This window comes from Actinomyces glycerinitolerans, assembly GCF_900098745.1.
In the GTDB taxonomy this organism is placed as follows: Bacteria; Actinomycetota; Actinomycetes; order Actinomycetales; family Actinomycetaceae; genus Actinomyces; species Actinomyces glycerinitolerans.
The window spans coordinates 720,527-742,921 of the sequence record NZ_FQTT01000001.1; the positions used below are offsets into that span (position 1 = coordinate 720,527).

At 64.6% G+C, this 22,395-nt stretch carries 14 protein-coding genes; 3 read left to right on the forward strand and 11 right to left on the reverse strand.

The features are described from left to right. Window positions 1–25 precede the first annotated feature (25 nt). Window positions 26–784, reverse strand: a complete 759-nt coding sequence (locus ACGLYG10_RS03070; protein ID WP_211482960.1) for a DsbA family oxidoreductase — start codon at window positions 782–784, stop codon at window positions 26–28. Window positions 785–849: 65 nt separating this feature from the next. Here ACGLYG10_RS03070 and ACGLYG10_RS03075 point away from each other — a divergent pair, with 65 nt between their 5' ends. Then, complete coding sequence (locus ACGLYG10_RS03075; RefSeq protein ID WP_073327704.1) at window positions 850–1,239, forward strand: winged helix-turn-helix transcriptional regulator; 390 nt, start codon at window positions 850–852, stop codon at window positions 1,237–1,239. A gap of 6 nt (window positions 1,240–1,245) precedes the next feature. On the opposite strand, the gene ACGLYG10_RS03080 is transcribed toward ACGLYG10_RS03075, so the two are convergent. The 5 genes from ACGLYG10_RS03080 to ACGLYG10_RS03100 form a co-directional block, all read right to left on the reverse strand. Then, entirely contained in the window at window positions 1,246–3,297 is a 2,052-nt protein-coding gene (locus ACGLYG10_RS03080) for a beta-galactosidase (RefSeq protein ID WP_083565356.1), read from the reverse strand. Between the two features lie 111 nt (window positions 3,298–3,408). Next, the gene (locus ACGLYG10_RS03085; protein ID WP_073327706.1) at window positions 3,409–4,755 is read right to left on the reverse strand and encodes an extracellular solute-binding protein; all 1,347 of its coding nucleotides are present in this window, start codon (window positions 4,753–4,755) and stop codon (window positions 3,409–3,411) included. Between the two features lie 57 nt (window positions 4,756–4,812). Then, entirely contained in the window at window positions 4,813–6,165 is a 1,353-nt protein-coding gene (locus ACGLYG10_RS03090) for an ABC transporter substrate-binding protein (protein WP_073327707.1), read from the reverse strand. Between the two features lie 113 nt (window positions 6,166–6,278). Next, a complete protein-coding gene (locus ACGLYG10_RS03095; RefSeq protein ID WP_073327709.1) occupies window positions 6,279–7,175 on the reverse strand; it encodes a carbohydrate ABC transporter permease in 897 nt (298 codons plus the stop codon). Window positions 7,176–7,178: 3 nt separating this feature from the next. Next, window positions 7,179–8,108, reverse strand: a complete 930-nt coding sequence (locus tag ACGLYG10_RS03100; protein WP_073327710.1) for a carbohydrate ABC transporter permease — start codon at window positions 8,106–8,108, stop codon at window positions 7,179–7,181. 172 nt (window positions 8,109–8,280) lie between these two features. On the opposite strand from ACGLYG10_RS03100, the gene ACGLYG10_RS03105 reads away from it, so the two are divergent. Next, window positions 8,281–9,306 carry a LacI family DNA-binding transcriptional regulator gene (locus tag ACGLYG10_RS03105; RefSeq protein WP_073327712.1) on the forward strand — a complete coding sequence of 342 codons (1,026 nt, stop codon included), beginning with the start codon at window positions 8,281–8,283 and terminating at the stop codon, window positions 9,304–9,306. 111 nt (window positions 9,307–9,417) lie between these two features. After that, window positions 9,418–13,032, forward strand: coding sequence for a glycoside hydrolase (locus tag ACGLYG10_RS15740; protein WP_073327713.1), 3,615 nt, complete (start codon window positions 9,418–9,420; stop codon window positions 13,030–13,032). A gap of 1,083 nt (window positions 13,033–14,115) precedes the next feature. Here ACGLYG10_RS15740 and ACGLYG10_RS03115 read toward each other — a convergent pair. The 5 genes from ACGLYG10_RS03115 to ACGLYG10_RS16150 form a co-directional block, all read right to left on the reverse strand. Further along, window positions 14,116–15,183, reverse strand: a complete 1,068-nt coding sequence (locus ACGLYG10_RS03115; protein ID WP_199912557.1) for an ABC transporter permease subunit — start codon at window positions 15,181–15,183, stop codon at window positions 14,116–14,118. Further along, window positions 15,180–16,340, reverse strand: a complete 1,161-nt coding sequence (locus ACGLYG10_RS03120) for an ABC transporter permease (RefSeq protein WP_083565358.1) — start codon at window positions 16,338–16,340, stop codon at window positions 15,180–15,182. Before ACGLYG10_RS03120 ends, ACGLYG10_RS03115 begins: the two co-directional genes overlap by 4 nt. Then, a complete protein-coding gene (locus ACGLYG10_RS03125) occupies window positions 16,333–17,889 on the reverse strand; it encodes a sugar ABC transporter ATP-binding protein (RefSeq protein WP_073327716.1) in 1,557 nt (518 codons plus the stop codon). The genes ACGLYG10_RS03120 and ACGLYG10_RS03125 overlap by 8 nt, the downstream gene beginning before the upstream one ends. 124 nt (window positions 17,890–18,013) lie before the next feature. Beyond that, window positions 18,014–18,973 (reverse strand): ABC transporter substrate-binding protein, encoded by a 960-nt coding sequence (locus tag ACGLYG10_RS03130; protein WP_073327718.1) that lies wholly within the window; start codon window positions 18,971–18,973, stop codon window positions 18,014–18,016. A 342-nt stretch (window positions 18,974–19,315) separates the two neighbouring features. Continuing rightward, window positions 19,316–22,390 carry an immunoglobulin-like domain-containing protein gene (locus ACGLYG10_RS16150; RefSeq protein WP_073327719.1) on the reverse strand — a complete coding sequence of 1,025 codons (3,075 nt, stop codon included), beginning with the start codon at window positions 22,388–22,390 and terminating at the stop codon, window positions 19,316–19,318. Window positions 22,391–22,395 lie beyond the last annotated feature (5 nt).

A 22,395-nucleotide genomic window follows, 5' to 3' on the forward strand; every position in this document is an offset into this window, starting at 1 on the left:
AGAAGCGGGCGAACCTGTACCCCCATCAGATCGCGCACCCCTCCGGGCCGCAGGCGCCGCCCTCGGTCGTGTCCTCCGCGAGCGCCGCGTCGCGCGCGTTTGTGAGCACGCGGGTCATCTCCTCGATCGGCTGGGCCCCCGAAATCGTGTACTTGCCGTCCACCACGAAGAACGGTACGGCGTTCACCCCCATGGAGTGCGCCTCGCGCTCATCGGCACGCACGGCGTCGGCGTACTCGTCACTGGACAGCACGCGCTCCACGTCCGCCTCCGGCAGTCCGGCCTGCTTGGCCAGGCGCCGCAAGACGGCGTGGTCGGACATGACCTCGTTGTCCACGAAGTAGGCGTGGAAGCAGAGTTCCTCGAAGCGGGTGTTGCCCTGCTCGTGCGCGAGCTTGGTGAGCCGGTGCGCATCGAACATATTGGTGTTGCGCGTGGTGGCGTAGTTGAAGTCGATGCCTTCGGCCCGCCCCATCGCGCTGATGGAGTCGATGCGCTGGCGTGCAGCCGCCCTGGTCAGCCGGTACTTCCTGGCGAAGCGGTCAAGCGTCGTTCCCTGCACCTCGCGGGGCGCGTCCGGGTAAAGCTCGAAGGCCTTCATCTCCACCTCGACGTCGTCGGCCAGGCCGAGCGACTCGATCGCCTTGTGCAGGCGGGTCTCGCCTACGTAGCAGTACGGGCATGCGAAGTCCGACCAGTAGGTCACCTTCATGTGTTCCTCCTCGGGGTTGTGGGCGCCGGCGCGCTGCGCGCGGCCTGCGCATCTGGAGCAACTGTCACTCATGACGCTACGGTTCCGCTAGTACTATCTTTTTCTGTAGTACTAGCGGCACGAAGGAGAGGAGCGGCATGGCCGAGGCCCCCAAGATCGAGTGGTGCCCCGCGATCGCGTCCCTGCAGAAGGTCGTGGGCGGCAAGTGGAAGATCGAGATTCTCTTCTACGTCGCCCTGGCCGAGGTCAGACACTTCGGCCAGTTGAAGCGTTGCCTGCACGGCGTGTCGGACTCAACCCTGTCCAAGCAACTGCGAGAGCTGGTTGCGGACGACTTCCTGGAGCGCGTCGACTACGGCGAGGTGCCTCCCCGCGTGGAGTACCGGTTGACCCGCCGCGGGGAGAGCTTCAAGCCCCTCATCCAGGCGATGTGGGACTGGAGCGAGGCGGAGTTCGAGTTCTCGCGCGCCGAGGCCGCCCAGATGCGCGCCGCGCGCGACGAGTTGGGTATTCCCCAGGTGCGGTGAGGCGGCTCAGTTGCGCGGCACCCGTACGACGACGGCGTTGCTCACGCCGAGGGAGTCGGCGCCTCCCAGCGGTACGCCGCCCAACATCCCGGCGACGGCGGCGGCAGTCCCGAGGTCGTGGTTCCCCCGGTTGGTGAGTGTCCAGTAGTCTGCCGCCTCGCCGCGGCGGGCGGAGGCAATCACCTGCCCGCGCAACGGTTCGGGCAGGTCCGGGCCGATGCCGGCGGACGCAAGCAGTTCGGCAACCAGCTCTGCCAGGTCTTCACCCTCCAGGCGCGTGGAGACATACGTTGCCGACCCCTGTCCCACCGGGCGCCGCGTGACGGCGGGGACGCCCGCTTCAATGCCGCGAGCATGTTCGTAACGGCGCAGCACCTGGACGTCGGGAGCGGTGAGCTCCACCCGCTCGCTCCACATACGGCCGGTGCCGCCATTGGAGAGCGCTGCTGCGTCGTCGTCCAGCAGCGGGCTGAACTCCTCGACGCGGATGCCTAAAAGATCGCGCAGGGCGCCGGGGTAACCGCCGAGAATGATGTGGTCGTGCTCGTCCACGGTCCCGGAGAAGTAGGTTGTCACCAGGTGGGTGCCGCCCGCGACGGCGGCGTGCAGGCGCTCGGCCAGGTCGGCGGGCACGACGTGCAGCAGCGGGGCGACGAGCAGGTCGTACCTCTCCAGATTGTTGCGTGCAGTAACGACGTCGACTCGCATTCCCGCGGCGACCAGGGCCCGGTACCAGTCCAGGGCCTGGCCGCGATAGTCCAGGCGGGTGTGCGGCAGGAATTCCTGCGTGAGCGACCACCAGGACTCGTAGTCGAAGATGACCGCGGCGCGGGCGGGCAGTGCCGGGCTGCCGGCCACCGCGGCCAGGTCCTCCAGGCTCTTGCCCAGGGCGACGACGTCGCGGAACAGGCGCGAGTCCTCCCCGGCGTGCGGAAGCAGGGCGGCGTGGTATTTCTCGGCGCCCGCGCGCGAGGCCCGCCATTGGAAGAAGCAGATGGCGTCGGCGCCGTGGCCGAGGTGCGTCAGTGAGTCGCGCATCAATTCCCCGGGGAGCTTGGGCGGATTCACGGGCCGCCAGTTGACGGCGGAGGTGGCGTGCTCCATGAGCCACCACGGCCGACCCTTGGCAATGGCGGAGGTCAGGGAGGCGGAGAAGGCGAGCTCATCGATACCGCCGGGGCCGGGGTCCAGGTAGTGGTCGTTGGAGACGAAGTCGACGTCATCGGCCCAGCCCGGGTAGTCCATGGCGGAGGTGTCACCCATGACCATGAAGTTGGTGGTGATCGGCACGTCGGGGGTGATGGCCCGCAGCACTTCGCTCTCGGCGCGCAGGTGGTCGCGCAGGGCGTCGGAGGAGAAGCGACGGAAGTCGAGCAGCTGGCTGGGGTTGGGCTCGGAGGCGGCCAGGCGGGGTGGAAGGATCTCCTCCCACCGGTGGTAGGTCTGTGACCAGAATGCCGTCCCCCAGGCGTCGTTGAGCGTCTCCAACGTGGTGTAGCGCTCGCGCAGCCAGGCACGGAAGGCCGCGGCGGCGTCGTCGGAGTAGTCGTAGGCATTGTGGCAGCCGAGCTCGTTGTTCACATGCCAGGCGGCCAGCGCAGGGTGGCTTCCATAGCGCTCCGCCAGGCGGCGCGTCAGCTCCAGGGCGTAACGGCGGAACACGGGTGAGGTGGGACGCCACTGCTGTCGTCCCCCCGGCCACAGCGTCTCACCCGTACGGGTGACCGGCAGTACCTCGGGGTGCTTGGAGGTGAGCCAGGCGGGCGGAGACGCGGTGGAGGTGGCCATGTCGACGTCGATACCGGCCTGCGCCAGTCGGTCCATGATCCGGTCCAGCCACTCGAAGTCCCAGGTGTCCTCGTTCGGTTGTATATGCGCCCAGGAGAACACCGGCAGAGTGACGACGGTTACGCCCGCCCGCCGCATCAAAGCGATGTCCTGTTCCCAGGTGGCCTCTGGCCACTGGTCGGGGTTGTAGTCGGCACCGAAGTGGATGGCCGCGCTCTCGCGGCGCGGGCGCCGCGGGAAGCCGGGGCGGGTGGTGGCGTTGCTGTTCATTCGTGCCTTGCCTAGTCCTGAAACGACCTGAGCCGATTCTGTGGTGGTTGGCGACGACGCGCCGTGGAGTCAAAGCGTGTTTCGGCTCCACGGCGCGTCGTGCGGGCGCGGTCAGGAGACCGTGAAGCCCTGCTGATTGCCGTAGGTGATGCATGCCTGCTGCCAGGCGGACAGCCCGTCGGCAATGGAGGTGGCACCTTTGGACTCGTAGGCCTTGCCCACGGAGTCGTTGAAGATGGAGTTGGCGTAGGCCTGGAAGGGGAGGAAGGACCAGCCCTCGGTGACGGCCGCGGCACTGTCGGCAAAGACCTCGTTCGCCTTCTGGCCGCCGAAATACTCGAATTCGGTCCCCAGGAACTCCTCGCTGCTCAGGTCCGCCGTTGTGGCCGGGAAGGCCCCATTGGCGATACGGCTGGCGACGCCGTCCCCGGCGTTGGCATATTCGATGAAGTGGTACGCCAGGGCCTGCTTATCGCTGGCAGCAGTCACCGCAAGCGAGGAACCGCCCATCTCCGAGGAGGCGGTCTGCCCGGCCTCCCAGGCCGGCAGCGGCGCCACCCGCCACTTGCCCGCCCCGGCCTCAACGCCGCCTACGAAGGAGGCCGGCATCCACGCGCCCATGACGAGGGAGGCGATGGTGCCGTCTCCCAGGCCCCGATACCACTCGTCGGACCAGTCGGCGCAGGGATAGAGCAGTTCCTCCTCGATCAGCGTGGTCCACAGCTCGGCGTACTTCTGGGAGGTCTCCTCGCTGAAGTCGATGCCGACGGTGGTGCCGTCCACCGTGTAGGGACGGGAACCGGCCTGCCACAGCAGCGACAGCGTCTTGACCGCGTCCCCGATGTCGTTGGCGATGTACTGCTCCGGGTTGGCGGCGTGAATGGCGCGGGCGGCGTCGAGATACTCCTCCCAGGTGCTGGGGACCTCAACCCCCGCCGCATTGAAGACCTCCTCGTTGTAGAACAGGGCCATCGGGCCGGAGTCCATGGGCAGGCCGAAGATGCCCTCGTCCGAGGCGACCGACGCCCAGGGGCCGGCGGAGTAGGAGCCGGCCAGGTCGGCGGCGCCGAACTGGGTCAGGTCCGCGAGCGACTCGGACAGGGAGAACTGCGGCAGGGCGTAGTACTCGATCTGGGCGACGTCGGGGACGCCGGACCCTGCGGAAATGGCGTTCTGCAGCGCCGTGTACTCCTCGACGTTGGTACCGGCATTGACCAGTTCGACCTTCACGTTGGGGAAGGCGCGCTGGTACTCGGCGACGACGTCGGTGAGTGTGGGCTCCCAGGACCATACGAGCAGCTCCCCGCCGGCCGCGGCGGCGGAGGCCGCGGCCGAGGGGTCGACCTCGGCAGTGCTGCCGCCGTCGGAGTCGGAGCCGGAGCAGGCGGCCAGGGTAAGGGCGAGAGCGGAAGCGCCGAGGGCGGATAAGGCGCTGCGACGGGTCAGATCAACGGGCATGACGGAACCTTTTCTCTTGATTCGGATGGAGCGTCGGTCGTGGTGGGCGCGACGCGGTCAGGAGACCGTGAAGCCCTGCTGGTTGCCGTAGGCGATGCAGGCGTCCTGCCAGGAGGCCAGCCCCTCGGCGATGGTGGTGTCGCCGCCCGTCGTGTAGGCCTTGCCGACGTGGTCGTTGAAGATGGAGTTGGCGTAGACCTGGAAGGGCAGGTAGGTCCAGCCGGACAGCACGTCCTTGGCGGCCTGGGACAGGACCTCGTTGGCCTTCTGGCCGCCGAAGTACTCGAACTCCTTGCCCAGGAAGTCCTCGGAGTCGAGTTCCGCCGTCGTGGAGGGGAAGGCGCCGCCGTCGATGCGGATCTGGATGCCGTCCTGGGCGGAGCAGAACTCGACGAAGGAGTAGGCCAGCGCCTGCTTCTCGGAGGCGGCCATGACCGCGAGCGAGGAGCCGCCGTTCTCGGCGCAGGCGGGAGTGTCGGCATCCCAGCGCGGCTGGGGGGCCACGCGCCACTTCCCGGACGCACCCGGCACGGAGGAGGTGAAGTTGCCGGGCATCCATGCGCCCGTCACGAGTGCGGCGATAGTGCCGTCGCCCAGCCCCTGGAACCACTCGTCGGTCCATGGGGAGATCGGGGCGAGCAGCCCCTCCTTGATCAGGGTGGTCTGGAGCTCGGAGAACTTCTCGGCCTCGTCCGAGGAGAAGTCAATGGTGACGGTGGTGCCGTCCACCGTGTAGGGCTGGGCTCCCGCCTGCCACAGCCCGGACAGGGTGGCGCCCGCGTCGCCGGTGTCGCTGGCGATGTACTTGCTCGGGTCGGCGGCGTGAATCTTGCGGGCGGCATCCAGGTACTCGTCCCAGGTGGTGGGGACGTCGACGCCGAGCTCGGTGAAGACCTCCTCGTTGTAGAACATGGCCATCGGGCCAGAGTCCAGGGGCAGGCCGTATACGCCCTCACCGGTGTGCACGGAGTTCCACGGCCCTTCGGTGAACGTGCCCTCGTAGTCGGCGGCGCCGAACTGCGTCAGATCCGCCAGGGACTCGGAGATGGAGAACTGCTGCAGGGCGTAGTACTCGACCTGGGCTACGTCGGGCCCGCCCTTGCCGGCAGAAATCGCGTTCTGCAAGGACGTGTACTGGTCGGCGGAGGTGCCGACGTTGGTCACGGTGACCTTGACGTTGGGGTACTTCTTCATGAAGGCCTGCGCGCAGGGCTCAATGGTGTTGTCCCACGCCCACACGAGCAGTTCGCCGCCCGCCTCCGCGGCCGAGGCTGCGGCGGAGGGATCGACGTCGGCCGCCCCACCGGAGGACGAGGAGCCCGAGCCGCAGGCGGCCAGCAGAGCTGAGGTAGCGCCGGCCACGGCCGCGGCAGAGCCGGCGCGCAGAAACATTCGACGATCGATGGTCATGGGATTTTCCTTTCCAGTTCGCACCCTTGCGGTGCTGGTGGGAGTGTTTGGGTTGGGGGTTGATGTAGTCGAAGGACGCAGGGGCAGGCGGAAGGAGGCTTGGAGTGGCGGCATCATTCCTTGACGCCGCCGGAGGCCAGGCCGGCCTGCCAGAAGCGCTGCAAGCCGAGGAAGGCCGCGATCAGCGGAATGATGGTGAGCAGCGAGGCGGTGATGACCAGGTTGAAGATCGCCTGCCCTCCGGCCGTAGCTGCCTGCGCGTTCCAGGCGTTCAAACCGATGGTGAGCGGATACCAGCTGGCGTCCTTCAACATGATCAACGGCAGGAAGTAGTTGTTCCAGGTGGCCACGATCGCGAACAGGGCGACCGTCACGATGCCGGGGCCCAGCAGCGGCAGAGCCACCTGACGGAAGGTACGAAACTCGCTCGCGCCGTCGATCCGGGCCGCCTCGAGCAGCTCGGTGGGCACGGCGTCGCGGGTGAACTGCCACATCAGATACAGACCGAAGGGCGAGATCAGCGAGGGGATGATCACCGACCACGGAGTGTTTGTCAGCCCCAGCTTGGCGAACATGAGGAAGGTCGGGACCGCGAGCGCGGTGCCGGGGACGGCGACGGCGCCGATGACAATGGCGAAGACGGCGTTCTTACCCGGGAAGTCGAACTTGGCCAGACCATACCCGGCCAGTACCGAGAGCAGCACGGAGCCGCCGGCGCCCAGAACCACGTACATCAGCGTGTTCAGGAACCAGCGCACGAACTGGCCGTCGTTGTAGGTGAGCGTCTCGCGGATGTTGTCCCACAGGGCGAAGTCATGACCGAACCACAGCCCGAAGGTGGAGAAGAGGTCCCCCTGGGTCTTGGTCGAGGAGATGAACAGCCACAGCAGCGGCAGGTAGGTGTAGATGAGCATCAGGCCCATCACGATTGTCAGCAGCCAACTCTTGCGGGGGTTCTCGACGTTGTAACCGCGGTGGGCGACGGCGGCCTCGGTGGTCTTCTTGCTCATGGCTCAGTTCTCCCGGTTCCCGCGCAGCTGGACGAAGTAGGCCACGGCCATGGTGATCAGGCCCATGACGATGGCGACGGTGGCCGAGTAGTTGTACTGCTGGCCGGCGAAGGAGAGGTTGTAGGCGTAGTAGTTCGGCGTGTAGTAGGTGGTGATCGCGTTGGGGGCGAGGCTTTGCAGGATCGAGGGTTCGTTGAACAGCTGGAACGATCCGATGATGGAGAAGATCGTGGCGATACCCAGGGCGCCGCGCAAGGCCGGGATCTTGATGGCGGTGATGATGCGCCACTCGCTGGCGCCGTCGATCGCGGCGGCCTCGTACAGGCTGTGCGGAATCGTCTTCAGCGAGGAGTAGAAGATCAGCATGTTGTAGCCGACGAACTCCCAGGTGACGATGTTGCCGATCGACACCAGAATGACGTTCGCACCCAACGGGTCGGGGATGCTCACACCGAGGAAGTCGGACAGTGAGCCCACCAAGCCGAAGCGGTTGCCGTACATGAAGCCCCACATGAGCGCGGCGACCACGGCGGGCACCGCGTAGGGCATGAAGATGGAGATGCGGAAGAACGCCGTGCCGTGGAGCTTCAGAGAGTCGATCGCCAAGGCCGCCAGCAGCGACAGCGTCAGCATGATGGGCACCTGAACCACCAGGAACAGTGCGACGCGGCGGAATGCCTCCCAGAACTGCGGGTCGCCGAAGAGCTGGATGTAGTTGTCCAGGCCGACGAACTGGTTGCCGCCGACCATCCGGTTCTGGAACAGGCTCAGGTAGATCGAGTAGAAGATGGGTGCGAGGAAAACGAAGGCGAAGACCACCATGAAGGGGCCAACGAAGCCCCATCCGGTCCAGCGACGTTTATGGCGCCGCTCGGGCGCGGGGTTGGTTTGCGCGGCACCGGAGGTGCTCGCTGCGACGGGAATCGCCGACATCCTTGTCCTTCCGTCTCTGCACTGAGCGGAGTGGGCCGATAGAGTGGTGTTTACGCAAACAATTGCAACAGCGGGGATGGTTGCGTAAACATCGTGAACGGGTGTTACCTTGTCACATCGGTTCAGTTATGTCAACCATGACCCCAACCATCGTTGAGCTCAGGAGGTCATCATGCCCGCACGACGGCGCCGCCAGGTCTCCATGGCGGACGTGGCTCAGCTGGCCGGCGTCTCCGCACAAACCGTCTCGCGCGTGTCCAACGGATACGAAGGCGTGGTCCCCGAGACCCGCGAACGGGTGGTCGCAGCCATGCGTGAGCTCGGTTACCGCCCCAACGCGGCCGCCCGCGCCCTCAAACGCGGCAGCTTCCACAACATCGGCGTGGTCATGTTCGACCTGACCGCTACAGGCAACACCTCTACCCTCGCGGCGATCTCCGAGTCCGCTTCATCCCACGGCTACACCGTCACCCTCATGGCACCGCAGTCCCGCACCACAGCCTCCGTCTCGGGAGCCTTCGACCGCCTGAGCGAGCTGCTGGTCGACGGGATCATCCTGGTGATGGAGTCGATGCCCGACGACGCCGAGGGCGCGTCCTTCACGCTCCCCGACGTCGAGCACCTCGTCGTTGTCGATTCCGCCCTGGGCCCGGATCATGCGGTGGTCGATACCGATCAGGCCGCCGGCACTCGGTCCGCCGTCGAGCACCTACTGGCACTGGGGCACGCGACCGTCCACCACATCACCGGCCCGGCCTATTCATATTCGGCACAGCGCCGCGAGAAGGCCTGGCGTGAAGTGCTCACCGAGGCCGGACGGCGGGTGCCCGAGCCGGCACACGGCGACTGGTCGGCCGGCTCCGGCTACCAGGCAGCCCTGACTCTGCTGAAGGATCCGAGCTGCACCGCCGTCTTCTGCGCGAATGACGAGATGTCACTCGGACTGCTGCACGCCGCACAGGATCTGGGGCGGCACGTCCCGGAGGACCTGTCGGTGGTCGGCTTTGACGACATCCCCCTTGCCGCCGACTTCGCTCCCCCGCTGACGACCGTGCACCAGGACTTTGCCGGCATGGGCCGGGCCTGTATGGCCCGCCTGGTGCGCATGATGAGCACCGGGGTGGCCGAGACCGGCCAGGAGCTGGTGCCGACGTCACTGGTGGTACGCGCGTCCACGGCACCGCCACGGAAGCACTGAACAAGTTTCCTCACCCTTGACGCCGCGGTGGGGCGCGGCAATAATCGGTACAGGCAGTGATGTTTGCGCAACCATCGCTGATATTCCGCTATTTCTCAATGGGGAGAGTTCATGAGGAAGCTACGTATCCGCACCCTGGCGGCCCTCGCAGCCGCATCACTTGCGGCTGCTGGAATCGTTGGCATAGCGCCACCCAAGGCGTCAGCAGCCACCGCAGTCACCGTCACCATTAACCCGAGCTATCAATCGGACGCCTTCGAAGGCTGGGGGACTTCCCTGGTCTGGTTTGCCAACGCCACCGGGGACTACCCGCAAGAGGTCCGTGAACAGCTACGCGACGCCGTGTTCGGCGAGGAGGGGCTGAACCTCAACATTGCGCGCTACAACATCGGCGGCGGCAACGCGACGGACGTTCCCGACTACCTACGTCCAGGAGGAGCAGTCGAAGGGTGGTGGAACCCCGATCTGCACGCAACGGACGACGAGGGGAGCATCACCTCGACCTATGCCGACCGCGGCCGTTACCGCGCCGCCTGGAATGGCGACGACACGAACTCCTACAACCTGTCTGCGGATGCGACGCAACGGTGGTGGATAGACGCGATCAAGGCCGACATCACGCACTGGGAGGCCTTCTCCAATTCCCCACCGTATTTCCTCACCCAGTCGGGGTTCGTCTCCGGAGGCATCAACGACGGTTGGGCCGAGCAACTGTCCTCCGATGACATGGAGGCCTTCGCCGGCTACCTCGTCACCGTGGTCGATGAGCTGGAATCTGCCCACGGAATCAAGGTGAACACGATTGACCCCTTCAACGAGCCCAACACCAACTATTGGTCCACATCGATCCGCAGCGGCGAGCAGTGGCCCAACTCCTCCTCACGGCAAGAGGGCGCCCACATCGGTCCGCAAGAACAGAACGAGATGATCCAGGTCCTCCAGGCTCGCCTCAACGAGCCCGGGACCGGCACCGAGGCCGTCATCTCCGCTATGGATGAAACCAATCCCAGCACTTTCGTCACCGACTGGAACGCGTACTCCGCCCGGTCGCGGGCCGCGGTCGACCAGTACAACGTGCACACCTATGGTACGGGCGATCGCCAGGTCGTCCGCGACATAGCCAAGGTTGATGACACGTCACTCTGGATGAGCGAGGTGGAGGGCGACTGGAGCCCGAAGAACGGGCTGAACCTCACCGAGATGGGCAACGGTCTAGGCATGGCCCAGCACATCACCGACGACCTGCGCGAGCTCGAGCCCGATGCCTGGGTGTTCTGGCAACCCGTCGAGGATCTTTACAACATGGAGAAGGTGGAGCGGCTCAACTGGGGCTCGGTCTTCATCGACTTCGACTGCAACGACAACGGCGATTCCGAACGGCGCCTGGCCGACGGCGACGCCGATCCGAGCTGCAAAGTCCTGACGAATTCCAAGTACAACACCGTGCGCAACTACACGCACTACATCGTCCCCGGCTCCCATCTCATCCCGACGGATTCCACACAGTCGACCGCGGCTATCCGCCCCGACGGGTCCGGAGTCAACATGGTTCATATCAATGACTCCTCCGAGGAGCGCGCAGTCACCATCGACCTGTCCAAGTTCGCCTCGGTCGCCGGCGCGACCGTTACCCCAGTAACCACTACCGAGTCCCCCGAGTCCGATCCGACCGCCAACGCGCTGGTGACCGGCTCGGCCGTCAACGTCGACCCTGTCACCAAGACGGCTACACTGACCGTTCCCGCGATGTCCGTCACCACATTCCTTATCGACGGCGTCACCGGTGTCGCCGACAACGCTGCATTCCTTCAGGACGGCCACACCTACGAAGTCACCGGCGTTCAGTCCGGCCGGTCCCTGACGGCGAAGAACGGTGGCGTAGTCATCGACGACTTCACCCCCGCGGACTCCGCAAACCAGTTGTGGACCGTGCACACTCTCTCCGGCGCCGGCACCAACCAACAGCGCGTCACACTCACCAACCGTGCCGGGCAGGTGCTGGCAGATGTCGACGGTACGGCGGTTGCCGCCGCTCCCGACACCGTTTCGGAGGACTCAAGCACGTGGATCGTGACCACCACTAACGGCGAGGACTTCTCCCTGGTGTCCACCACCCGCCCCGTAGTGGTGGAGGTGAACGGCCAGGCGCAGAGCGCGGGCAGCCGCATAGGGACCTACAAGTCCAACGGCGGCGGCAACCAGCGCTGGACCGCCCGGGACATCACAATCACGGGCTTCAAACCGGTCACCGCTAACACGTCTGTAGGCGTAGTCCCGGTGCTGCCAGAGACCGTCATTCCCCTTTACGCGGACGGCCCCGGCGCCCCCGCCTCCGTGACCTGGGACGTGTCCGGGCAGGACTGGTCGACGTCGGGCACAGTCACAATCCACGGCTCCGGTACCGATGCATACGGAAACGCATTCGACGACGTCGTAGCCACGATAGAGGTGGGACCGGCAACTTCTTCCGACCCGACCAGCGTCACGGTCCGGAGTGGCGCCTCCGTCGCGGATGTGAGTGCAGAGGCACCGGAAACGGTACGCGCCCAGGCCGGAGACTCCGCTTCGCGTTTCGACGCCCCAGTAGTCTGGGACTTCTCAGACCTCACCGCCGAGCAACTCGCCACCGTGGGCGTGTACGTAGTACCGGGAACCGCATCCTCGGGCGGCGCCGAAATCCCGGCAACACTCAACGTGATCGTCGTCGGTGTCGCCCCTGCGAACATCGCCCCCGAGTCGGCCCCTACAGCCACCTTCACCGAGCCCGGCTATTCCGTCGAGGGCACGACGAACCTCGTGTTGACCGATAAGGCTTGGTCGAACTGGAAGTCCTCGGATAAGAACCTCAGCGATACTCTCACCTACACTTTCGCGGACAACGAGACGGTGACGGATGCAACTGTGTATTTCTACATGGACGGCTCCTCACACAGCTGGGCAACGCAGATTGTCCCCGAGTATCTCGATCCCGACACCGGATCCTGGATGAGCCTGCCGAGCGTGCCCGTCCCAGATCAAGCAACGGCACCAACCGTGACAGTCGATTTTGGAAACATCCAGGCCGCGGCTGTGCGCTTCGTACTCACTGCACGCGAGAACACCCACATGATCGTCTCAGAGGTGGAGATAAACGCCCTGCGCGCGGCTCCGTCCTCGGTATCGACACTCTCTCGGCTCACCGTAGGCGGTGTTGACGTGGAGGGGTTCTCCCCCGATGTCACCGAGTACGCACTCACCGTCACCGCCGATCAGCAGCCGCCCGTCTTCGCCGTACCGACCGACGTCGACGCGAGCGTTGATCAACGCTCGGATGGCCAGGGCACAACAACGATCACGGTCACCGCGCCCGACGGGACGCAGACGACCTACACCGTGCACGTGACGCTCACGCAGCCCATCGCCACACCAGAACCCACTCAGGCCGGGACTCCTAGCGCCGTGCCGCAGCCGACGGCGACCAGCAGTGCGGGTGCTCCCACCTCCGCACCGATACCCGAGGCTACGACCGCATCCAGCGCTATGCCTACGGCCATTCCCCAAAGCCCGGGCTCCACGCCCAGCCAAAGCGCCGAGGCGGCTATCACCGCCCGGGCCTCCGCCCAACCGGTGCCCGGAAAGTCCGGACACTCGCTGGCGCGAACCGGGGTCAATATCGCCAGCGCCTTCGCCGCTGCAGGACTGCTTGTGTCCGGCACCGTACTGCTCCGGCGCCGGTCGGAGAGCTGAGCCGCTTCGGCGCCGGCGGTCAGTGGATCCTGCACCGCCGCCGGCGCCGAGCCTGGCTCAGTTCCCGGCAGCTCGAGCCGCACCGCCGTAGGCGCCCAACGGTGGGAGTGCACCGCCTGCCGGGCCTCGACCACCGCGCCGCAGCCGGCCTCGCCGGGTGGGGCCGACATCGGTCGGACCCCTTACGTCTGTTTGGGCCGCCCCAGTGGCACACTACGGCGGTCCAAACATAAAGAAGCGCTCCAAACAAGGCACGCCGACTGCGAACACCCAACGACACGCCGGCCTAAAGCGGCTCTTCGTGTTTGGGGGGTGTGGCTGGTGGTGTGTTCTGGTTGGACTGAGAACGACCTTGGTTCGGCCAGAACGTCCTCTTCGGCCCGAAACCCTCCCGAATGTGGAGGGTTTCGGTACGCAACACCGCCTTGACCGTCCGCAACGCCACTCACCGGCCTGCCGCACGCCCCGGGAGACCTTCAACAGGCCACTAACTAGCGTCACAAACGACCTCCCCGACACCCCCAGGCCCACACCGCCGGACCACTCAGCCGGGCGCGGGCCCGTACCGCCGGGGGCGGGCCAGGCGGACTGCCGAGTGCAGCGGCGGAGGGTACTTCGGAGGGCTCTTACGCGCGGGCCATCATTGGTCGGCGTCAGGGGGTGGCGTCATGATGGTGGCGTCATGGGGTGGACGGTTCGTGTGTTCCGGTGACGGTTCGTCAGGTAGCACCAACGATTCGGCATGAACCACGACGGTTCGTACCCCTACCCCACGAACCGTCGCCGGATGTGCCGAACCGTCGACCCGAGCGTACGAACCGTCAGGCGAAGGCGCGAACTCTCACGCAAGCACCCGAACCGTCACGCACGATCCGCCGCTATCCGCCGTGATCCACCGAGATTCACCGAGATTCACGGTGAACTATCCCATCCCCGCTCATCGCACCCGCCGGAGCACACACACAAACCACCATCCAGACACCCCACCCACCACACCCACAAACACGAAAAGCCACAAAACCGGTGGCGGGGTGGACCGAGAAGTATCGGAACGCCCCGCCACCGGAATCCGGGTCACCTAGTTCAGTTGCCCCTACGACTCAGTGCACGCTGCAGGAGCACGAAGGCGAGCAGGAAGACACCGATGAATACCTTCGTCCACCACGAGTCGAGTCCCTCGCGGGCGATCAGAACCTGGAGTAGGCCATAGACCATAACGCCCACGACGCTACCCCAAACGTATCCGCGCCCGCCGGTCAGCAAGGTGCCGCCGATGGCCACCGGAGCGATCGCATCCAGCTCCATGCCCACACCGGTGAGGTTATAGCCCGACTTGGTGTACATGGCGAAGAGGATGCCGGCGATGCCCGCGCACGTCCCCGAAAACATGTAGAGCAGGATCTTCGTGCGGCCTACCGCGAGTCCCATGAGATTCGCCGCCGCACCATCATCGCCGGACCCGATGCCGTACACGGTACGACCAAAACGCGTGTAGTGCAGCAGATAGAAACCGATCAGCACCACCACGAATGCAATAATCATCGGAAGCGTAATCTTCCACGAATCGCGACCCTCACCGAATTTAATCGCCCAGGAGGCCAAGGCCGAGAAGCCCTCGTCATTAATGGCCAGCGACTGAGCGGACACCAGGTTGGCGACGCCACGGACGAGGAACATCACCGCTAGCGAAGCGATGAATGGTTGAAAGTCGAAGTACCTCACCAATACCCCAATCAGCAGGCCCGAGCAGGTGCCGATGAGCACCGCGGCGACCAGCACGATCGGCAGCGGCACCCCCGCCGGCAACAGCTTCGCTATCACCAGGCCTACGAGGGCCACGACCGCGCCCACAGAAAGATCGATACCACCGGTGAGGATGCAGACTGTCATGCCGACGGCCAGAACGAGAATGAAGGAGTTGTCAGCGAAGAGATTCGAGAACAGCTTCATCGAGACGAACGGACGACTACCCGAGTACCGGACCTGGCCGATCGCGAGCATGATCAGCAGCGTCAGTATTGTGGAGCCTACCGGCAAATACTTCGGATCGAATACACGAGCAAGGAGGCCATTGCGAGCGGCCTTCCCTGCGCCCCGCCCAGCGTTGTCTCGCTTCCTTTTGTTCACGGTGGACATGGCTACGTCACTCATGCCGCTACCTCCCTAACCGAGTCTTCAACGGCCCCGCCGACCCGCTTGTGGCGTTGGGCCCAGTCGCGGAACTGCGGTGCCTGCGCGACCACAACCACGATGACGACAATTGCCTTGAACAACGGAGTCGCGGTCGCAGGGATGTGAAAGATGATGACGGCGCGCTCGATAGTGGTCAGCACCAGAGCGCCGACTACCGTGCCGCCGAGATAGAACTTGCCGCCGCTCATCTTTGTGCCGCCTATGACGACGCAGAGGATCGCGTCCATCTCCTTCATGAGGCCGATATTATTAGCGTCCGCGGCCATGGTCGGGGCACCGTAGATGAGCCCCGCCAAGCCCGCCAGCAGGCCACACAGAATGTATACGAGCCACATAATCCGGCGCGATTGCACACCCGATATACGCGACGCCTCCGCGTTGATGCCGATCGACTCCACCAACATGCCCAGAGCCGTCTTGCGCACGAACAATACCAGCAGGATGAACACCAGCGCACCAATGACTACCGGGGTCGGCAGACCGAGGGTGAATCCGGAACCGATCGACTTGAACGGCGCCGAAGTCACAGTTGTGATCTGCGCCCGCGTGATAAGCATTGCTATACCCCGGCCCGCAACCATGAGGATCATCGTGGCGATGAATGGCTGTATATCCAACACGGAGACCAGGAAGCCGTTAAACACGCCTACCGCCAACCCGACCGCCAGGCCCAGCCCGATCGCAGTAACGACAGTCCCCGGCGCTGCAGCATCATTGGCGTTATCAAGGAACGTCAACGACACCGCCAGTGAAATAGCCATAACGGCACCCACTGAAAGATCGATGCCTGCAGTAGCGATGACCAGGCACATCCCCAGTCCGAGGAGCATGGGAGTGACGGCCGCGCGCAGAATATCTATTAGCTGTCCGAACAGGTGCCCATCTTGGAGGGAAATGCTCAGGAAGCCCGGGCTCATCACCTGGCACGCCGCCAGGAGAAGCAAAAGTGCGAGCACCGGCCCAAACAGGTTGTGGGAGGTGATACGCCGTAAGGCGGATGTCCGTTCGACTCGCTCGCGATCCGCGTAGTCGCCAGGCGCTCGGACCGCGGAACCTCGCTTGATATCCGCGGGCGCCCGATTATCCGTACCTTCGTTCGACCGTGCATCACTCATCGGCCTCACCCTTCTCAGCAGCAATAGTCGACATGACAGTGCCGGCCGTAACCCCCGGCCCGTTGACCATTTCGCCCACCTTACTGCGGTCTCGCATAATCATGATCCGGTGAGAGAGGCGTAAGACCTCTTCCAACTCGGAGGAGATGAAGATGACGCTCATACCCTGCCCAGCGAGCTCAGCTACGAGACGTTGAATCTCGGCCTTCGTTCCAACATCGATGCCGCGGGTCGGCTCATCAAGAATCAGCAGCGCGGGGGCGGTGGCCAGCCACCTGGCCAACAGCACCTTCTGCTGATTCCCACCAGACAGGTTCTTGATCAACATCCCGGGATTGCGGGGATGAATGTCAAGCGCCTCCATGTACTTATCGACAATCCCGTCCAGTTCCTTGCGCGGCAGAGGCCGCCATGCGCCGCGCGACGCCTGGACGGCCAACGCGATGTTCTCGCGGACGGTTAGGTCGCCGATAATGCCTTCCTTCTTTCGATCCTCGGTGGAGTATGCGACCCCCTGTTTCAACGCGGCCAGCGGGCTGGCGAGGCGTACGCTGGAGCCTTTGATCTTCAGTTCGCCGGTGTCAATCTTGTCTATCCCCGCCAGTAGGCGAGACGCCTCGGTGCGACCGGACCCCAACAAGCCCGCGATGCCGACGATTTCTCCCCGGTACACATCAAGATCGTATGCCGCGACATTCCCCTTGCTGGAGACCCCGAGCGCGCTGAGCACCGGAGCGTCCTCACGCTTGACCGCCGCCTCATGGGTTCCGCCGCCGATCGCGTCGAGTTCAGCGGCATCCTTGCCGATCATCTGGGAGATGAGTTCGGAGCGCGACAGCTCATCCGTGGGAGTCTCGCCGACCAGTTTGCCGTTGCGAAGCACTGTCATACGGTCCGATATCTCATATACCTGGTCGAGGAAATGCGAAACGAATAGGATTGCGACACCCACGTCGCGCAGTTCTCGGATGACCTCAAACAGTTCCGACACCTCATCCTCGTCAAGCGACGAGGTCGGCTCATCAAGTATAAGGACCTTGGCGTCGACGACCAGGGCCCGCGCAATGGCGCACAACTGCTGAGTAGCTATGCTGTGCTGCGACAACGTGGTGGCAGGGTCAATATCTAGGTGAAGTCGCGACAGGTGTTCCTTGGTCTGTCGGCGCATCTCCCGCCAGTTGATGAAGGGACCACGCTTGGGCTCGTGCCCCAGCATGACGTTTTCGGCTACCGATAGGTTGGGGCAGAGATTGACCTCCTGGTACACAACCGCGACACCGTTGTTCTGCGCATCAGCCGGATCGGCGAAACTCACCTCCTCACCGTCAACCTTGATCGTGCCCGCCGTCAGTCTATTGACGCCGGTCAGCGCCTTGATGAGCGTGGACTTACCTGCACCGTTCTCACCCATGAGAGCATGCACCTCGCCGGGAAAAAGACGGAAGTCGACGTCGTCGAGCGCCTTCACTCCCGGAAAGGTGACTGTGATGCCGGACATCTCCACGATCGGGGTGGGGGCCCCACGCACATCCTGCGTGCCGGTAGCCATGGTCCCTCCGTTTCGTCGAAGTGTAGTGGTAGGAATCATTTGGAGAAGAGGAGTACGGCCGTGCTTGCGGCCCACGGCCAGGCCGTGGGCCGCAAGCTGAACACCTCAGGAACGCCGATCCGAGTTAGTACGGCCGCGCGTCGACCTCCTCCTGCGTGATTGTCTGATCAAACGTCTTGTCCTCAACAACGGTGTTCTTCTCGACCTCTTCGCCGGCAACGACCTTCTTCATGAGTTCGCCGAGCTGTTCGCCGAAGATTGGGTTGCACTCAACAACGTAATTGAACTTCTTGTCGACCAGCGCCTGCAGCCCGTCCTTGACGCCGTCGACGGTGACGATGGCGATATCCGTACCCGGCTTCTTGCCGGCCGCTTCAATCGCCTCGATCGCTCCCAGGCCCATGTCGTCGTTGTGGGAGAACACGAGGTCCATGTCCGGATACGCCTGGAGTGCGGCCTCCATTGCGGTCTTGCCTTCGGCACGAGTGAAGTTCCCCGTGGCCTTGCCGATGACGTTGTCACCCATGATGGCGTCGAATGCCGCTTCCCGGTCCACCTGCGGCCCCGAACCCATCGTGCCCTGAAGCTCAAAGATCTTGGCATTCGGGAAGTTCTCCTGCACCCATTCGCCTGCCATTTTGCCCTCGGCAGCCATATCGGAGCCAATGTGCGCAACGTAGGGATCCTCGACCGTTGTGTCGACGGAACGGTCCACCAAGATCACTGGAATCTCGGCATCCTTGAGTTCCTGGAGCACGTCGTCCCAACCCGTCTCAACGACGGGAGAGAACGCGACAATGTCCACATCCTGGCTGATGAAGTCGCGCAGCGCCTTGATCTGGTTCTCCTGCTTCTGCTGGGCGTCCACGAATGTCAGATCAAACCCGTTCTCGGCGGTCAGATGCTTCTTGATGTCCTCGGTGTTGGCGGTGCGCCAACCCGACTCGGCGCCCAGCTGTGAGTACCCGACGACGATGGTGTCCCCTTCGGCGCCGGAGCCGCCCGACTTGGACGAACCACAGGCACTCAAACCCAGGACCGCCCCACCAACAGCAGACATGACAAGGAATTCGCGACGCTTCATGAGTCTCTCCCTCGAGAATCAGAACGGCCCCACCTTTAGGTAACCGCCACGTTTGCGCACGCCCGGCGTTCACCCCTAGCAGGACGAACTTCACGCGCCGGTTATGCGCTCGTACAACTAGATTGTGAACGTTCACATGCGGCCTGTCAAACCTTCGGCCGTCCCGTTATGAAGTTGTTGTTTTTGACTTCGCCGGCGGCACCCCGGCGCGCCCAGACCCGACACTTTCGTGTAGGACGACGGGGCGCGGAGGTATGGGCTACACCATCAAGAACCAGCGGACCTCGCCCAGTCCCCCGCCCCGACCCACGACACACGTCACGATGGCGTCCGCACGTCCGGCTACCGAGGATCCGGGTGTGAGTACAGCCCGCGCTTGCTGTTACGAAGTGCTACCAAGACACACCCGCCGCCCACGAACGCTACCGATATCAGCAATCCCGTCAGTCCGGTGCCGGTTTTGGGAAGACTCCCGCGCCCACCGGATCCGGCATTGTCGTCTCGCCGTATTGGAGCCGCCGTCGTGCTGTTAACAGAGGCCGGGTTCTGAGAAGGGGGCGCTGATGTTGGCACGGGGGCGGCAGCTGCAGCCGACTCCTGCGCCCGCGTCATTGGGGTTCCGGTCGCGGCCTGGGCCGGGGTCGGCGATTCACCGCTCGCCGCCCGCGTTGGTGATGGCGTAGGTACCGGTGACGGTTCTGAGTCGGGTTCATTGACGGGCAGGACGGTGACCACGGCTTCAACGGGTTCACGGGTGTCGTTAGCCGCAGTTCCCCGGACGCGTATCTGCCCGGGGATTGCCAGTGACTCGGCTGTGATCGGCGCCCAGGTCACGCCAGCCTCCTGGACGGATCCGTCGGCCATGGTCAACTCCACGGTGCTCGGCAGCGATGGTTGAATGTTCAGCGTCGTGGTAACGGACACCTGTTCGACGGCACTGACCGCGATATCGGGTTGAAGCGCCAGTAGTACTGTTTGATACTCCGCCCGGGTGACCGGAATGACCGTGCCGTGGCGTGGCCGGCCGCCGTCCGCGTTCTGCGGCAGGTTGCTGGATAGCTTCGCCGCGGCGGAGTACCAGTCGGCCGCCGAGGTGTCGGCGAGGGGCTTGTCAGTGGCGAAGGGCACGTAATGGTTTGGGCCCCCATGATAGTCGGGCTGGTCGATGAACAGGTACCAGGCGGCACCATTGATGTCGTCAGCATTCGCCTTGAAGATCGACGGCCCCTCGCCGTGGACGAAGGTGTTCGTCCCCACACCGTTGGGCAGCCCTGCCGCGATTCGTTCGGTAATGAGTGTCCACTGGTCGGGAGCCCCCTCGGCACCGGGAAGGTCCCCGGACACCGTGGATGTCAGGACCGTAGATTTTTCCTCGCGAAGAGTCATATCGCCCTCATCCTTGTAGACCCGGTAGTAGACGCCGTCCTCTTCGGCGACGGTTACGTCAATGGTGCCCAGGCCGTCCGTTCCCGACTTGCGCACCGAGTCGATCCATACACGTGGCTCAGAGAAGGTGACGAAGTCGTCCGTTGTCACATACATCATGCGGTTGTAGGTGAGGCTGGTTCGATCCGCGGAGTCGACGGTGTCATACAGATTGGAGGCCCAGTACACGACGTACTTGCCCAGTTCGGCGTCCCAGTAGGCCTCCGGCGCCCAGGTGTTGCCGGCGTAGTCGCTGGAGACCTTGACGTGCCGCTGCTCGGACCAGCTGACGAGGTCGGTTGACTCCCAGATCTCGAGGTACTTCGAGCCGGTGCGCTGGGCGGTGGTGAATCCGCCGGGCAGGCCCGCAACTTTAAGATCGGTGGCAAGCATGTAGAAGCGATCGCCGTCGTGGGAGCGGATGATGAACGGGTCGCGCAGGCCTCCGGTGCCCTCGGTGGACTCGATGAGCGGATTACCGTCGTTGAGGGTGTTCCAGGCGAGCGCGTCGTTGCCCTTGGAGGCGGCAATGGAGATCTTCTCCGCGCCCTGTCCCTCACCTGTGAAGAAGGCCCACACGTATGCCTCCTCGGCCTGCACGGACGGCATCGGTTGGACGGTGACAGCAATGTCCTTCGTCTGGGCGACGTCGCCGCTGGTCACCGTGGCGCTCAGAACCACGATGGTCGGATCGGAGCCGGCGGACGGGCGCTTGATCACGTAGGTGGCCGACCCGTCGCGGACACCGGCGATCAGTCGCGGATCGGCGGCGCCGGGCTCAATCACCTCCCAGGCGATCGCCGAGCCTGCGGCGCCGACGGTGGGAACTGAGAAGTTCGAGCGCATGTCGTCGGCGTTGTGGATCACCAGTGCGTCGGCGTCTGCCGACACCTTGGCAGTATCAGTCTGGTCGGCCGATACCTTGACGGTATAGGTGCGCACCGCTGGATCCGCGCCGGGGAACGAGTAGGTGGCGGTCAGAGTCACCGCCGCATCACCCTCCTCGGCGCGCGGCCGAGAGACGGAGGCTACACCATCGCCGTCCACATTGATCACCCCGGGCTCCGAGGATGACCAGGAGATCCCGACCGGCCCAGAGGTGACCGGGACAGTGAAGGTCTCCACTGCCTCAGCGGGGACCTTGGCAGCAACGACGGCCAATGCGGACTCGATCGCGGCAGGGGCGAGGACCTCTGCGCGCTCAGCCGCTTGGTCGGCATAAAGCTCGGACACCTGCTGGTCGGTGAGCGCCTCGTGGTAGACCGCATAGTCGTCAACCGTCCCCTTGAAGAACCGATCAGGATAGGGCGACTTACCAATGAATGCGACGAGATCGCCGAAGTCGGTCAGGTCGGTGGCGATCGCGTGCGAGGAGATTTTGACGCCATCTAGGTAGAAGCTCATCGTGCCGGTGGCGCCGCTGATGACGGTCGTGTACAGCGACAGGGATGAGCGGGCCGGGGCCTGCGTCGAGCCGATCTCGGTGTTCCAGGTCTCCGCGGCCGGGTTTGCGGCCGTGGCAGAAGTGATGACGGACTTGACGGCGCCCGAGGGGTTGGCAGGATTGAGCAGCCAATAGCCCTTGGTGCGGTCGGCGTTGCCCACGTAGGCGCCGGCATAGTTGTCGCTGCCGGTGGCGTTGGTCATCCAGATGGAGATGGTGACGGCTTCCTGTCCTGCATATGCGGCGCCCGGGATACTCACGAAGGCGGCGCCCGAGCCGTTCGCGCCTCCGGGCAGTGAGATCGAGCCTTCGGCGAAGGCGGCGCCCTTACCGGAGACCGTGGCCGCCAGACCGCTGCCCGCCGCGTCGGCGACCGTACCGTCAGCGGCGGCAGAGTCGAAGGTGTAATGAACGTAGGGGTCTGGCAGCTCGGCGGCGAAAGCCACTGCGGGGGCCAGGGGCGCGGCAAGCAACGCGGCCGCTGCGGCACGGCCGAGTCCGGCGCGTATGCGCCGCGCCCGTCTGCGGTCCGGGATCGTTAGGGGCATTTGAG